The organism is Arachnia propionica, assembly GCF_037055325.1.
In the GTDB taxonomy this organism is placed as follows: domain Bacteria; phylum Actinomycetota; class Actinomycetes; order Propionibacteriales; family Propionibacteriaceae; genus Arachnia.
The window spans coordinates 2,607,952-2,622,259 of record NZ_CP146373.1 but is presented as its reverse complement, the minus strand read 5'-3'; the positions used below and the strand labels follow the sequence as shown (position 1 = coordinate 2,622,259).

The following is a 14,308-nucleotide window of genomic DNA, read 5'->3' as shown; positions in this document are numbered from 1 at the left end:
CGGTAGTGCGTCGCTCCGCGATTGCTCAAAGCTGGTCGCATGAGCGAGGGGCCCGGAGAGCACACCAAGCTGACCCCGCGTTCGTTCGCCTCCTTCGGTCTGATGATGCTCGGTCTGGGGCTGCTCTCGGTCGGGTTCAGTGTCATCGACACCGCGATGGTGGCCCCATTCGGGCTGGTGCCGGTCGCCGCGGTTGGCCTTGGGGAGTCTGTGGTGTCGCTGCTCCTGGCATTCTTCGTTGGTTTCATCGACGTGTTCACTGCGCGGCTGGCTCGTGCGGAGGGAGCTGGGCAGTCCGATCGGGTGTTCCCGGAGCTTCTGCGCGCTTATATTGTCGTCGTCGGGCTGATGGAACTCCTGGCCGTGGTTGTCGCTGCTGCTGTGTGGGTCGTGCTGCCGCTGGTTGTCTCTGACCACGCACTCGCGGATGCTGCCCGTCAGTACGCCGCCGTGCGGCTGCTGGGGGTCACTCTCGTCGCCGCGTTGGCAGGTGTTCGGGAGGCATTGAAGATCGTTGGGGCGCGTACTGGCAGCCTCGCAGTGTATGCGGTGGGTCTCGGTATGAACGCCGCGCTGAACGCCATCTTCCTGTATGTCATTCCTGGCACCCTGGCCGGAGCCGTCACAGTGGCAGTGGCCATAGCCACTCTCGTCGCCCAGTTTGGCATGACGATCATCGGCGGCATCCTGCTGCGGCGTCACCTGGCTGTTCGGGAATTCGTGCCCCCTTCTGCAGCCAACGTGTGGGAGCAGATCCGCACCTTGGCGGCCCGGGGCGCCGGGGTTGGGGTGCGGCATCTCAATGACTACGCAGGAAACACTATTCCGTTCGTCATGGCTGGCACGCTCGGAGTCACATGGGTGGCTGCAAGTACTGTGGCATCCACCATCTGGACCCTGTTCTGTCGGGTACCGCAGGCCTGTTTCGGAGCTGCTTTCGTGTTCTACGGCTACGTCAGCGAAAGCGGCGGGGCGGTCGCGCGCGAGGTTCGTCGACGCATCGCCATCTACTCCGCCATCCCCATGGCAGTGGCCGTCGTGGTCTTCCTCGCACTGTCGCCGGCCCTGATCTGGATCTTGACCGCCGGGAACCTCGATATCCAGACCGGCATGATCATGGTGGCTGCCTTCTTCATCGTCGTCGTGCCCTACTTCTTCGAAGGGCTCAACGGGGAACTGCTGTCAGTGCTCGAAGACGGGGGTTTCATGTCGTGGACGTCGACGCTGACCACCTGGCTTGGAAACATAGGGTTCGCCGCCCTCGGTATTTTCGTCCTGCGCTCCGCCTTCTGGGCGTTTGCTCTCGCGGTGATTCCGACCATCGTGCTCGGCAGCGCGTTCACATGGCGCCTCAACCACCTGACCAACCGTCCAATGTCGTTGCCGCAGGTGTAGCCCCAGAACCAATGAGAGCGTGGGGCGCGGTGCCGAGGGCCTCCAGAGCGGTGTCCTTGAGTGAATCTGTTCCTTCTGGGAAGACGATCGGTGAGTGTTGTACCACCGATCCTGTGAGACCTTCACCCGCGCCCCCGACCACGGCCCTCGGGTTTGCTCATCTGGGCTTACCGTGAAAGCAGTGGCGGTTTCGGTGACTACCCGGGAGATAAGGGTGGCGCCTCGCAGCGTGGAGCCTCGGGCTAGGAATGTGCTCGCGCCTGGGCCGTGTTTCTACTTGGCTATGAGACTCGCGAGATGACAACCACGCCGCTTTGCAGGATCGTTTTCGGCATCGCCAGTCGGCGGTGCCTCGCTATCTTCCATCCAAGTATTGGTAGGACTGCTTTAGTAGCTTGGAGCCATGGGCGTTGTGTTTTCGCTGAGAGCGGTAACTCGGGTGCAAGGCGGTGGCCTGTGGCGTGAAGCCGTCGGGGAGGTGATCCGAGGTCAGCGTGTCAAGCATGGTGAGCGTCTCGCTGATGTGGCAAGGCGAGCTGGGCTCTCTCCACAGTACCTGTCAGAGGTCGAACGTGGGTTGAAAGATCCCTCGTCGGAGATGCTGCACGCAATCACCGGAGCGATGGGGCTCGAGGTTCCGGAGCTTGCACGACAAGCAGCAGATGCCTTGGAACAGGTTGTGGCGGACTCGGGTGCGCAGCTCATGACTTGAAGCTGCTCACAGCAGAATGAACTGCATGTGTAGTAGCGCAGCTGCAACAGTTGTGCCATGGACATTCTCTTGCTCGGCGGTACTGGTTTCCTAGGGCGCGAGGTTGCGTGCCAACTAATGACTGCTGGGCACTCGGTCACGTGCGTGGCGCGAGGTTCTGGTCAAGTTCCTGCCGGTGCAGTGCTCATCAAAGCGGATCGAGACCAGCCCGATTCGCTGGAGCCGGTTGCTGGACGAGACTGGGGTGCGGTAATCGATGTGGCTACTCAACCCAGTCATGCACGACGTGCAGCCCAGCGACTGACTGCCAAGCACTGGGTTTATGTCTCCTCGGGGAGTGCCTACACCCACTTCGATGCGACAGCGACGACGGAAATGGCCGAGGTCCACGATGCTCTTGAGGCCGAAGTCATGGGAGACATGAGTCAGTATGGGCCGGCAAAGGTGGCGTGTGAAGAAGCGTACCGAGACCACCACAAAGCGCTCACGATCATCCGTCCCGGTCTGATTGGTGGCAACGGCGATTGGACTGGACGATCCGGCTACTACCCTTGGCGGTTTGCTCATCCCACAGGGAATGATGTCCTGGTCCCCGACGCCACCCAGCCGACGGCGATCTTGGATGTGGCAGACCTCGCCGGCTGGATTGTTCACTGTGTGGTGAACAAAATCTGTGGAACGTTCAATATCGGGGGAGAGGCCACAACGCTTGGTGAGGTTTATGCTCACTGCGTAGCCATCACAGGAAGCTCCGCACAGGCTCGTGTTGTTGATGACACGATGCTCCTGAAGCACGGGGTCCGACCTTGGATGGGGCCGCGTTCCCTTCCGCTCTGGATTCCTGACCCCGCGCTTCGATACATGAGCATCCTCGACTGCAGTAAAGCGAAGCTGCAGGGTTTCTCCACCAGACGCGTGGAAGAGACTCTTGCAGCTGCACAGCGTTACGAGGAGAGCCGTCAGGACGTGAGACAGGCCGGCCTCAGCGATGATGAGGAACGAGAGCTCCGCAACCTCATCAGCTAGGCAGAGCTGAGACCGGCAGGCCTATCCTCCAAGCCGGGAGCCCTGCGCTGGGAGTATCCACGTTCGAGCATGGAATTCAGCTTCCATGGTGAGTGCTAGGCGTTGACGACTCTTCACAGTTGAGTGCAGAACTCAGATCCGGTCGGGCTCGCTGGGCTGCAGCTGGGTTTGTTATGACCGGTGATCCACATCTGGCGCCAAGGAGTGAGCGGTTCGGTATATCGGGGTGCTTCTCATGGTTGTTGGCCTGCGTCGTTATGTGCGGTTTAGGTTTCGCCCCGTGGTGCATCGAAGGGTGCGACGGTATCGGCCTGGAAAACTCGGCGCGTATTCCAATACTGCCCAGGAATGAAACGCGAGATTCTGTGCGGACTCACGGCGACGCAGCTGAGCACGCTCAATCATCTGTGAGCGTCAACTCAGGCAATTCAGGTCCTGCTCCACCCCGCAAAACCAGAAACCACTCAACGGTGCGACATGCTAGATGTCGAGTTCCTCGAGGGGTGGGGTCTTCTGGGCGGCGGCGACCCGGTCGGCCAGGTCCGGGTCTTTCTCGCGCAGCTGGTCGAGTGTGTCGTAGACCTCCAGGGTGCGGTCGCTGCGGATCCAGAAACTGTGGGTCCATGTGAGGGGGTCACACCAGAGGCGTTCTCCCTGCCCCTCCCAGTCGGCTGGATCGGCGATGATCTTCTCGTGGATGGCGTAGCGGTTCTGTTTGGTGAGGTAGGCGAACCGGACACGGACCCCGTTGGCGACCTTCTCCTCCAGACGAAGCAGCTTCCGACCGGTGAAACGGACCTTGTGGCTGACGCCGTTGTCATCGATGGTCAGGTCGATGACCTCCATCCCCTCGTTGCGCAGCACCGCCCTGGCCATGTATTCGTTCAGGGCGATGGCGACGGTGGGGGACAGGCCCCCGGGTTCCTGTGCGGCACGCTCGAAGAGCTCTTGATCGTTCTCCGAGACGTAGATCGTTCGTCGTGGCATGAGATGAGTATATGCATACGTATACTCACTAATTGCAGGGTTGAGCCAAACGTGGAGGCTCACCGACCGGCGGAGCCGAGGATCAGGCCGCCTCGCTCTCGGGGAGCCGCACCATTCGCCACCCGTCGTCTAGGCCGACCACCATCCCATCGGGAAGGGAAGCGATCGCCCGGACCGGTCGTCTGAAGCGGGTCTCGTGGAGCTGATCGCCCGTAGCGGGGTCCGTCACCCGAACCGTGCCGTCACCGTGCCCCGTGGCAATCCGCAGCCCGGGCAACGATATCCCGAGACCGGGTTCAAGCCCTGAGGGAAGTCGATAGGAAGCCACTTTCTGTTCGGCCTGCGGATCCCACAGCGTGTAACCGCCCTCCTCGTCGATCACCACCAACAGCGTCCGCTCCGGGGAGGTGTGGGCGGTGATGCTGTTCAACCATTCGTCAGGCCCGGTCAACTGCCCCAGGTTGTGACCGGTTTCCGGGTCCCACAACAAGGTGACGCCATCGCCGCTGGATGCGAGCCGTGGCTGACCTCCGGGGGTGAACCAGGTGACGAGGTCGACGACCGCGACCTCGTGGCCCATGAGCACGAGCCCGTCCTGTGCCCCGGCCTCGGGATCGATGATGCGGATACCGGCATCACCACAGGTGACTGCGATCCGGGGGTGACCCGACGTGGTGTTCCACGCCACCAGCCGTGATCCCATGTCTGCTTCCGCGACCCGTAGCTCACCGATCCGGTCTCCCGCGACCGGATTCCAGATGTGGATCTCCTGATCGGCGGTGAGCACCGCGAGTCGGGGACTTCCGGTGCTCGATACGAAGGTGGCCAGGTGAACGGAGGCGCCGCTCATCGGCAGCCTTCGCAGCCGGCGTCCCGAATCGGCGTCCCAGATGCGGACGAAACGACCGCGACCGAGCGTTGCCACCCGCGGTTTCCCGTCCGCGGTGGTGAAGGTCGCGATCGACCTGACGGCACCGCGTCTGCGGGCATTCCTAAGCCTGGCCAGTGCCAACACACCCACGGTGGTGGCGGCAACGATCTTCCTCGGGATCCGACGCATCCGATCAGCCTTCCGGAATCGTGACGTCGCATGTCATCCGGCGTTCTCCGGAGCAGGCATTCAGGTTGCTCATGGCCTGAACAGTACCCGGCGTCATCGACAAACCGGAGGCGGAGCTCACACCCCCAGCGGCAGCCGCAGCAGCGCCCAGCCGTCGTTGAGGCTCACGGCCAGGTCGCCGTAACGCAGCGACATGATGGTTTCGGTGTAGTCCAGGGCGTGCATGGCGTAGGTCATCCTGCCCGTCGCGATGTCCCAGAACCTGATGGAGCGGTCGAGTCCTGACGTGACCAAGCGGGTGCGCCCCTCCCGGTTCGTCCCCACCAGGACGACGTCGCAGAGGTTCTCCTCGCCGCTGCTGAGACGTCCCAGTTGCCGACCGTTGCCCGGATCCCAGACGCGGACGATGTAGTCGTCCCCGGTGGTCACCAGCCGGGGTTCGCCGTTCGCGGCGGAGAAGGCGACCACGCGGGTCATCGGGCAGGACGGTCCCTGCAGGGGCCTGCCGATCTGTCGGCCCACGTCGGGATCCCAGACGCGGATGGCGCCGTCGTCGCCGACGGAGGCCAGCCAGGCGTCGCCGTGACGGGTGGTGAAGGTGCTCAAGGCCCTGACCGGTCCGGCGTGCCCCGTCAGCGACCGACCAACCTGAGTGCCCCGGACCGGATCCCAGAGCCGGATGCTGCCGTCGCTGCTGGCCGTGGCCAGCCGGATGTCCCCGAAAGGTGTGGTCCAGGCCAGGATGTCGTTGATGCGTGCGGTGTGTCCGTTCAGGGAATCGCCGACGAGCTGTCCCGAATCGAGATCCCAGAATCGCAGGGATTCTTGTTCCGCGACAGCGAGCATCTGGTTGCCTTGCTGGGTGGTGAACCGGGCGCTGCACGTCTCCGCCCAGAGCTGGCCGGGACAGGCGTTCAACGCCCCGACCCACTGGCCCGTGTCGGGCTCCCAGATCTGGAGGACGTCGTCGTAGGGGTGTCCGATGGTACCGACCCGCGGCGAACCGTCGCTAGCCGTGAACCAGGTGATCACCTGCATCTCGTCCAGTTGTTCGACGAATCTCGCCGCCGGGCGCGACTTGGAGGCCGGATCCCAGACCCTGATGGTGTGGTCGCGGGAGGCGGAAGCCAGCAATGGACGCCCGGCGGGACCGTAGAAGGAAAAGACATCCGTCACCTCGGAATCGTGGCCGCGCAGCGGCACCCCGACCTCCTCGCCGGTCGTGCGATCCGTGATCTGGACGTTGTTCCCGTCCGGGGTGGCCAACAGGGTCCGACCGTAGGCGTCGGTGAACGTGGCCTCACGTCTGGTGGGGATGCCCGACAGTGGCGAGTCGACGGGCTCGCTGGTCTCCTCGCCGGTACTGGGATCCCACATGCGTGTGGTGGCGTCCTCGCTCTCGGAGACGAGCAGGGGACGGCCATCCCGGGCGTTGCAGCGGGAGAGTTCGAGGACATCGCTGGTGTGTCCCGCGAGCGTCAGGTGCGGAGTCTGGGGGCGTCGGACGGCCTGCCGGACGAACCATGTGGATTCGTCGACGGCGCTCGGAGGCATGGACGTGAACCAGGCGGTGGCGAGCTGCCGGATGCCCTGCCGGTCCTGCGGGTCCGCGTCGCGCAGCAGATGGCTGGCGGCCAGCATCCCCGCGACCCGGGGAGGCAGCGAGTATCGCCCGAAGGCGTCCTGCATGATTCGCTGGGTCAGTTCACGAGGGCTAATGCGGTCCATGGCGAGCTCGTTCTCGGCCAGTTCCTGCAGCCACGCCTGCACGCCCGAGCGGGCGGGAAGCGTCGCTTCCTCCTCATGAGTGATGTCTGCGTGCATGGCGAGATGGGCAGGTGATCCTGAATGGATGCTCATCTGGCTCCTCACGCCTCTGCACGCCGATAGATACAGGTTAATCGAGACTTTGGCATGACCCAGGAGGTTTGCTGTCGGCCAATCGCCCGACAGGACTGGCTGCTGCGATCCACACATCCGGGCGTGACGCATCGGAAGAGCCGGTGTGCCGCGACCCATGGGGCAGGATCTAAGCTCGGGGCGTGACCACTGTTTTGCTCCTCGGCTCTGGGGGGCGTGAGCACGCCCTGGGCCGCGCTCTCGTCGCCGATCCCTCCGTCCAGTTGCACGCCGCCCCCGGGAATCCGGGACTGGCCGGGATCGGAACCCTGCACGCCGTCGATCCCTCCGATCCCGCAGCCGTTGTCGCACTGGCCCGGCGGATCGGGGGCGATCTGGTGGTCGTGGGAGCTGAGGCGCCCCTGGTGGCGGGGGTGGCCGACGCCGTCCAGGAGGCAGGCATCGATTGCTTCGGTCCGTCCGCGGCAGCCGCCGAACTGGAGGGCTCCAAGGCCTTCGCCAAGGAGGTGATGCGAGCCGCCGGGGTGCCAACCGCCGATGCCCGCGTGTGCGCGACACCTGATGAGGTCGCTGCCGCCCTCGACGCCTACGGTCCGCCGTATGTCGTCAAGAACGACGGCCTGGCGGCTGGCAAGGGGGTCGTCGTCACCCCCGATCGTGCCGCCGCCCTGGCGCACGCCGAGGCCTGCGGGAAGGTGGTGATCGAGGAGTTCCTCGACGGGCCGGAGGTGTCGTTGTTCGCGATCTGTGACGGCGCCACCGCGGTGCCGCTGCTGCCCGCCCAGGACTTCAAACGCGTCGGCGACGGCGATGCCGGCCCCAACACCGGCGGCATGGGGGCCTACTGTCCACTGCCGTGGGCCCCGGACGGGCTTGTCGAGGAGGTCATGACCCGAGTGATCGTCCCGACACTGACCGAGATGAGGGGCCGCGGCACGCCCTTCACCGGACTGCTGTACGCGGGACTGGCCTTGACCGGTCGCGGGGTGCGGGTGGTGGAGTTCAACGTCCGGTTCGGCGATCCCGAGACCCAGGCCGTCCTGGCGTTGCTAGAGACCCCCCTCGCCGGTGTGCTGCGCGCCGCGGCCCGCGGCGAACTGGCCGGCCTGCCGCCGCTGCGGTGGCGCGACGGCGCCGCCGTGGTGGTCGTCGAGGCGGCGCGGGGCTACCCCGGCATCCCGGTTGGGGGAGGATGCATCGAGCTGCCCGCCGACACCGACCGCGCATGGACGGTGCACGCCGGGACAATAACGATCGAGGGGAGACTCGTCGCATCCGGGGGGCGGGTGCTGGGGATCGTCGGGCTGGGAGAGGACCTCGACCAGGCCCGCGACCGCGCCTACGACCACCTGTCGCGGGTGAACTTCCCCGACGGCTTCCACCGCACCGACATCGGCATCCCACACTGAGGAGCCCGCAGGCCCTCCGGGAATTCGGGAGAAAGTGCGGTGGAGACAATAGAGTTGCCCGCATGAGCGTCCCCAATGTGCTGGCCACCCGTTACGCCTCCGCGCAGATGCGCGACATCTGGGCGCCCGAGGCAAAGGTGGTTGCCGAGCGCCGGCTCTGGCTGGCGGTGCTGCGCGCCCAACGTGACCTGGGTGTCGACTTCGGGGGGGGCGATCCCGACGAGGTGATCGCCGCCTACGAGGCGGTCACAGGCGAGGTGAACCTCGAATCCATCGCGGCCCGCGAACGCGTCACCCGCCACGACGTCAAGGCCCGGATCGAGGAGTTCAACGCCCTCGCCGGCCACGAACACGTCCACAAGGGCATGACCTCGCGCGACCTCACCGAGAACATCGAGCAATACCAGGTCCTGTCCTCGCTGTGCGTGATCCGCGACCGCGCCGTCGCCGCCCTGGCGCAACTAGCCCGGCTGGCCGTCGCATGGGCCGAGCAGCCGCTGACCGGTCGTTCCCACAATGTCGCGGCCCAGATCACCACCCTGGGCAAACGGTTCGCCACCGCCGCCGACGAGCTGCTGGTGGCGTACCGGAGACTGGAGGAGCTCATCGCCCGCTACCCGGCGCGCGGGATCAAGGGGCCGGTCGGAACCGCCCAGGACATGCTCGACCTCCTCGGTGGCGACGCAGGCAGGCTGGCCGAGCTGGAACGCCGGGTCACCTCCGAGCTGGGTTTCGAGGCCGTTCTCACCTCCACGGGACAGGTGTATCCGCGTAGCCTTGACTACGACGTCGTCACCGCCTTGGCGCAGACCTCCGCGGCCCCGTCGAACGTGGCCACCACCATCCGCCTGATGGCGGGTCTCGAATTGGTCACGGAGGGGTTCAAGGAGGGACAGGTCGGCAGCTCCGCCATGCCCCACAAGATGAACACCCGCTCCTGCGAGCGCGTCAACGGGCTGTCGGTGATCCTGCGCGGCTACGTCTCCATGATCGGTGAGCTGGCCGGGGACCAGTGGAACGAGGGCGATGTCTCCTGCTCGGTGGTGCGGCGGGTGGCGCTGCCCGACGCGTTCTTTGCGCTCGACGGGCTGTTTGAGACTTTCCTCACCGTGCTCGCCGACTTCGGGGCTTTCCCCGAGGTGATCGCCGCCGAACTGGATCGCTACCTGCCCTTCCTGACCACCACGAAGGTGCTGATGGCGGCGGTGCGCAGGGGAGTGGGTCGCGAGGAAGCCCACGAGGCCATCAAGGAACACGCGGTCGCCGTCGCACTGGAGATGCGCCACGGCATGAGGACCAACGACCTCCTCGACCGCCTCGCCGCCGACCCCCGCCTCAGGCTGACTCGTGACGAACTGGGCGCTCTTGTCACCGATCCCCTCGACCTGGCAGGCACCGCCGAGGCGCAGGTGGGGCGGATAGCGGAGGAGGTCGCGAAGATCACGGCGACCCACCCGGAGGCGGCCGCCTATCGTCCGGGGGCCGTGCTGTAGAGAAAGAACTCCGCGTTCAAAAGGCCCATCCACAGTCACCCTCAACCGCGCTCTGACTATGGGTTTTACCGATCGACGCGTCGCCTGTGAATAAGTTTCATTCCGTGACGGCCGTCTCGTCTTGAGCACTCTCCCAGGCGCGAATCGCGCCGTAGAGACGAACCGAAATCGCTACGCAGCCCAGGAAACACAGCCCAGACAGGTAGAACGGGACCCGCAGATCCAGTGTTGCAGCCATCCACCCGCCCGCAGCCGCCCCGGTCGCAAAGCCAAGGTAGCTCAGCAGCCGTCCCGCAGACCCGATTCGTCCCAACAGGTCCTGCGGAATGATCTTCTGTCGAACCGAGCCTGCGAGCACACTCCAGATCACCGCATGACAGATGTACGCGGCCATCGCTATTGCTGCAACGAAGGTGTTCGAAGTGGCTCCGCAGATGGTGATCGAGACAGCCCCCAGAAACAGAGCCAGGACGATGCTGGTGCCGTACCCGAATCGCTGACGGAGCCGCGGCGAAACGAAGCTCCCCAGGAGCCCGCCCAACGCCGAGAAAGACATCATGAGTCCGTAGCCTCCGCTATCCAGCCTGAGGACGCGTTGAGCGAAAACAACGAGGAACGAAAACGGCAGGCTGTAGGCGACGCTCGCTAGCCCGCTGATCGCGACCAGACCAGCAACGATCTCGTTTGTGTGGAGCCACGCCAGGCCCGTACTCAGATCGTTCCAGATGGATGTACGTTCCGCACCGGCCTCACTGCCTCGGTACGGTCCCCGTAGGAGGAAGAAGGCCAGGGATGCGACGCCGCAGGCAAAGGAACTAGCCCCAATGGGTAATGCGGCGGTCACCGCGAACAGGAAACCTCCCAACGGGGGCCCAACGAATTCATCAATGACGAGCTGAGTGCCGGTGATCTGCGAATTCACTCGATCGAGTTCTTTGGCCGGAATGATTGAAGGGAGCACAGAGAACACTGCAGTGTCGGATATGGTCTCGACCAGCGCCACTGCGGCGTAGATGACGTAGAGAAGGGGTAGATTCACGGCACCTTTGACCAACAGGATGGCGAGAGCACCGTAGGCGAGGAATCGCAAGAGATTCGCCACGTACAGCAGATGACGGCGATCATAACGGTCGATCATGACGCCGATACCGAGCACCACACCGATTCGGGGAACCGTGTAGGCAACAGTCAGGCCGGAGATGACAAACGGGTCTTTGCTCAGCGTAGTAGCAATCAGGGGCATGGCGATGAATACCAGTCCATCGCTGAGATTGGATGCTGCATTCCCGACCCACAGCTTGCGGTATTCAAGGTTCCTCACGAAGGCTCCGATGCTCTCAGCATGTTCACGTCCTCTTCAAGCCGGACTGCTATAGGTTGTGTGGGGGTGGTGAAAACCTGAATTGTGGTTGAGGCTGCTGTCTCGGTTTGCCTCCATTCCTGGTGGACTTCGTTCGGGTTTCGAGGAACCGTCACCGTGAAACGCGAAGCCCGGCTCGCGACCGTCCGGAAGGCTGCCGAGCTCACTTCACATTGCTAAGGCTGCCGAGCTCACTTCACATTGCTACTGCCATGCGCAACACCAGTATGGCCCGAACACGGGATGGTTTCCCCAACGGGCCTGCGACGTGGCTGCGGGATGGTGTCGATTTCCTAGGATGCTGTCCCACCCGGTTGCAACCGGAAGAACACCCCCGTGGGTTCGGCTCGCAATTCTTGGATTCCGCCACGACTATGCCCCTGGAGGGGTTAGCATTCCAGGACCATCAGAGCTTCAGAGGAGCACCATGAGTCAGCCTCCCCAGAACACCGACCCAAGTGGACGAGATCCCTTGGGCGGCGATGTCCCCGACTTTGGCGTCAGCAACTCGACCGGTCAGGTGGGTGAACCGACCCCTCCGGTGGGCGTTCCAACCGGAGAGTGTGGTGTCGTGACAGGGCAGCCCTACCCGACAGACGAGACAGCCGCCCTCAACCAGTACCTGTATGCCCCCGGGCAGTCATCGTCCGGGTATGACCCCTACGCTCCCCCTGCCGCGGGCGAGTTCTCGTCCCAACGCTGGGAAGATCCGAGCCGTGACAGCGTGGCAAGCTGGGTCGGGGTTGTGCTCCTCATGTCTCTCCCCGTGGTGAATATCGTCACGGTTCTGGTGATGGCGTGCTCGTCGAGTTTCTCGCGTGCCAAACAGAACTTTGCGCGCGCCACCCTGATCGTGTTCGGGATCTTCCTGGGGGTGTTTCTTCTTATCGGCCTGACCGGGGCAATGTTCTGGGTGGTACGGCGCTGACACGGCAACGGGGCTGTCGACCGGGTTGTGTCCGGCCGACAGCCCCTTATCTTTCGGGAAGGTCACGAGGCGGCGGTGAGGGCCTCTCGCCACTTCAGGGGTTTGCCGGTGCGAAGCAGGCCGCGGTCGTAGATCCGGGCCGCGAGCCAGACCGCTGCGACGGTGGTGAGGATGAGCAGGGCCAGTGAGGCGAACGGCTCCCAGCCGGCGCTTTGGCCGAGGAAGATGCGTACCGGAACGGCGACCGGGGCGGAGAACGGGATGTAGCTCATCACCGTCATGGCCAGGGGATTGCTGTTGCCGACGATGATGCCGAAATAAGGCAGCATCACGAGCCAGCTGAGGGGTTGCAGCGCGGTGTTGAGGTCCTCAGTGCGGGAGACCAGCGCGGCGGTCGCCGCGTACAGGGCCGCGATCATGACGAAGCCGAACATGAACAAGACGACGAACCACACGATGGGCCACACCATGTCCGCCACCGGCAGGACGCTGCCGTTGATCGCCAGTCCCCCGATGACGGTGGCCGCGATGGCGAGGATCTGCGCGAGTGCCGCGGCGGAGTTGCCGATGATCTTCCCGGTGAGCAGTGCCTTCGAGGAGACGCTGGCCAGCAGGATCTCGACGATGCGCGTCTGTTTCTCCTCGACCACCGAGTTGGCAATACCCATGCCGAAAAGTACGACCGCCATCAACCACACCATGCCGAAACCAAGTCCCAGGAAATAGCGAAGGGTGGGATGCGGCGTGTTGGGATCGAGCAGTTGAACGTTCGGGGACACCGACAGAGACGAGAGCAGGCTGGCCGGGGCGTCCCGCAGCGCCAACACCTCGATTCCCAGCGGGTTTGATGCGTCCGGAACCACGGCGGCGTTCGCTTCCTCGGAGAGCACGGCGTTGCGCGCCGCGTCCTGGTCCGCGACCTCGATCACTGTGGTGTGTGGCAGGTTGCTGAGCTTTGGGGCAAGGTCGGCAGTGGCGGCGACCGTGGTGGTGCCACCGCTCATGAGTTTCCCGAGCTGGGGGGTGAAAACGACGGCGAAGAACATGATGGCCAAGATGATGAGGGTCGAAATGATGAACGATTTCGACATGCACCGCACCACGATTTCTCGTTTGGCGACGATACCGACGGTGCTCCAGAAGCTCGGACGGGCGGGGGTCTGGGTGTTCACTGGGCCATCTCCTTGTAGATCTCGTGCAGGCTGCGGGTCACGCGCCCGAATGTGTGGACGGTGCCGCGTTCCAGGGCAGCGGCCAGGACGCGGTTGGCGGTCTCCTCGTCGGGTGCCTGGAACCGGACGTAGCCGCCGTCGAATTCGACCACCGGGACGAGGTCGCGCACCCAGCCGGTGTCGGTGCTCGTCTCGAGATCCCACTCGTTTCCGGCGTTGGCGGCCTGGAGTTCGGCGCGGGTGCCGTTGGCACGGATCTCGCCCCGGGAGATGATCACGAGCTGGTCGCAGAGCCGCTCCACCACGTCGAGCTGGTGCGAGGAGAACAAGACGGGGGCGCCCGTGGCTGCGACCTCACGGAGCACGTCGACGGTGATGTCCACCGAATCCGGGTCGAGACCGGAGAACGGTTCGTCAAGAACCAGCGCGTTGGGCCGGTGGATGAGGGCCGCGGCGATCTGCACCCGCTGCTGATTGCCGAGCGACAGCGACTCCAGGGTGTCGGTGGGTTTGCCGTTGAGCTGGAGACGCTCCAGCAGCTCCAGGCCATAGCGGCGCGCCTCGGCGGCGTCGCTGCCGTGCAGCTGGGCCAGGTAGACGAGCTGGTCGATGATCTTCATCTTGGGGTAGAGGCCGCGTTCCTCCGGCATGTAGCCGATGGTGGCGCGCTGATCGGCGTTCATGGGCTGGCCGTCGACCAGGACCTGTCCCTCATTGGCCGCCAGCACGCCCAGGATGATCCGCATGGTCGTGGTCTTGCCGGCTCCGTTGCCGCCGACGAAACCCGTCATGAGGCCGGGCCTGATGTCGAAGGAGACATCGTTCAACACATGCTTGTCACCGAAGAACCGGTGAACGTTCCGTACGCTGATCATGACCTCAACGCTACGGATCGGGACCCGGTTG

12 protein-coding genes are annotated in these 14,308 nt (G+C 64.4%); 6 read left to right on the top strand and 6 right to left on the bottom strand.

The features are described 5' to 3' along the window. Positions 1 to 39 precede the first annotated feature (39 nt). The 3 genes from V7R84_RS12140 to V7R84_RS12130 all read left to right on the top strand — a co-directional run bounded on the left by V7R84_RS12140 (position 40) and on the right by V7R84_RS12130 (position 3,133). Positions 40 to 1,395: an MATE family efflux transporter gene (locus V7R84_RS12140; RefSeq protein WP_338569387.1), complete on the top strand. Its 1,356-nt coding sequence runs from the start codon at positions 40 to 42 to the stop codon at positions 1,393 to 1,395. 403 nt (positions 1,396 to 1,798) lie between these two features. Next, positions 1,799 to 2,107, top strand: a complete 309-nt coding sequence (locus V7R84_RS12135; protein WP_338569386.1) for a helix-turn-helix transcriptional regulator — start codon at positions 1,799 to 1,801, stop codon at positions 2,105 to 2,107. A 57-nt stretch (positions 2,108 to 2,164) separates the two neighbouring features. After that, positions 2,165 to 3,133: an NAD-dependent epimerase/dehydratase family protein gene (locus V7R84_RS12130; protein ID WP_338569384.1), complete on the top strand. Its 969-nt coding sequence runs from the start codon at positions 2,165 to 2,167 to the stop codon at positions 3,131 to 3,133. A gap of 480 nt (positions 3,134 to 3,613) precedes the next feature. Here V7R84_RS12130 and V7R84_RS12125 read toward each other — a convergent pair whose 3' ends face one another. From V7R84_RS12125 to V7R84_RS12115, 3 genes are all read right to left on the bottom strand, one after another. After that, positions 3,614 to 4,120, bottom strand: coding sequence for an EXLDI protein (locus V7R84_RS12125; protein ID WP_338569382.1), 507 nt, complete (start codon positions 4,118 to 4,120; stop codon positions 3,614 to 3,616). 82 nt (positions 4,121 to 4,202) lie between these two features. After that, positions 4,203 to 5,180: a hypothetical protein gene (locus V7R84_RS12120; RefSeq protein ID WP_338569380.1), complete on the bottom strand. Its 978-nt coding sequence runs from the start codon at positions 5,178 to 5,180 to the stop codon at positions 4,203 to 4,205. A gap of 117 nt (positions 5,181 to 5,297) precedes the next feature. Beyond that, positions 5,298 to 7,040 carry a hypothetical protein gene (locus V7R84_RS12115; RefSeq protein WP_338569379.1) on the bottom strand — a complete coding sequence of 581 codons (1,743 nt, stop codon included), beginning with the start codon at positions 7,038 to 7,040 and terminating at the stop codon, positions 5,298 to 5,300. Between the two features lie 182 nt (positions 7,041 to 7,222). Between V7R84_RS12115 and purD the strand changes: the two genes are divergently transcribed. Together purD and purB are read left to right on the top strand one after the other, a co-directional pair. Beyond that, positions 7,223 to 8,449, top strand: coding sequence for a phosphoribosylamine--glycine ligase (gene purD, locus V7R84_RS12110; RefSeq protein ID WP_338569377.1), 1,227 nt, complete (start codon positions 7,223 to 7,225; stop codon positions 8,447 to 8,449). 62 nt (positions 8,450 to 8,511) lie between these two features. Further along, positions 8,512 to 9,942: an adenylosuccinate lyase gene (gene purB / locus V7R84_RS12105; RefSeq protein ID WP_338569375.1), complete on the top strand. Its 1,431-nt coding sequence runs from the start codon at positions 8,512 to 8,514 to the stop codon at positions 9,940 to 9,942. Positions 9,943 to 10,039: 97 nt separating this feature from the next. Here the strand turns inward: purB and V7R84_RS12100 are convergent, their stop codons facing one another. Further along, positions 10,040 to 11,263 (bottom strand): MFS transporter, encoded by a 1,224-nt coding sequence (locus V7R84_RS12100; RefSeq protein WP_338569373.1) that lies wholly within the window; start codon positions 11,261 to 11,263, stop codon positions 10,040 to 10,042. Between the two features lie 466 nt (positions 11,264 to 11,729). Here V7R84_RS12100 and V7R84_RS12095 point away from each other — a divergent pair, with 466 nt between their 5' ends. After that, the gene (locus V7R84_RS12095) at positions 11,730 to 12,230 is read left to right on the top strand and encodes a hypothetical protein (protein ID WP_338569372.1); all 501 of its coding nucleotides are present in this window, start codon (positions 11,730 to 11,732) and stop codon (positions 12,228 to 12,230) included. A 62-nt stretch (positions 12,231 to 12,292) separates the two neighbouring features. On the opposite strand, the gene V7R84_RS12090 is transcribed toward V7R84_RS12095, so the two are convergent. Beyond that, a complete protein-coding gene (locus tag V7R84_RS12090) occupies positions 12,293 to 13,402 on the bottom strand; it encodes an ABC transporter permease (protein WP_338569369.1) in 1,110 nt (369 codons plus the stop codon). Then, entirely contained in the window at positions 13,399 to 14,277 is an 879-nt protein-coding gene (locus V7R84_RS12085; protein WP_338569365.1) for an ABC transporter ATP-binding protein, read from the bottom strand. The genes V7R84_RS12090 and V7R84_RS12085 overlap by 4 nt, the downstream gene beginning before the upstream one ends. Positions 14,278 to 14,308 lie beyond the last annotated feature (31 nt).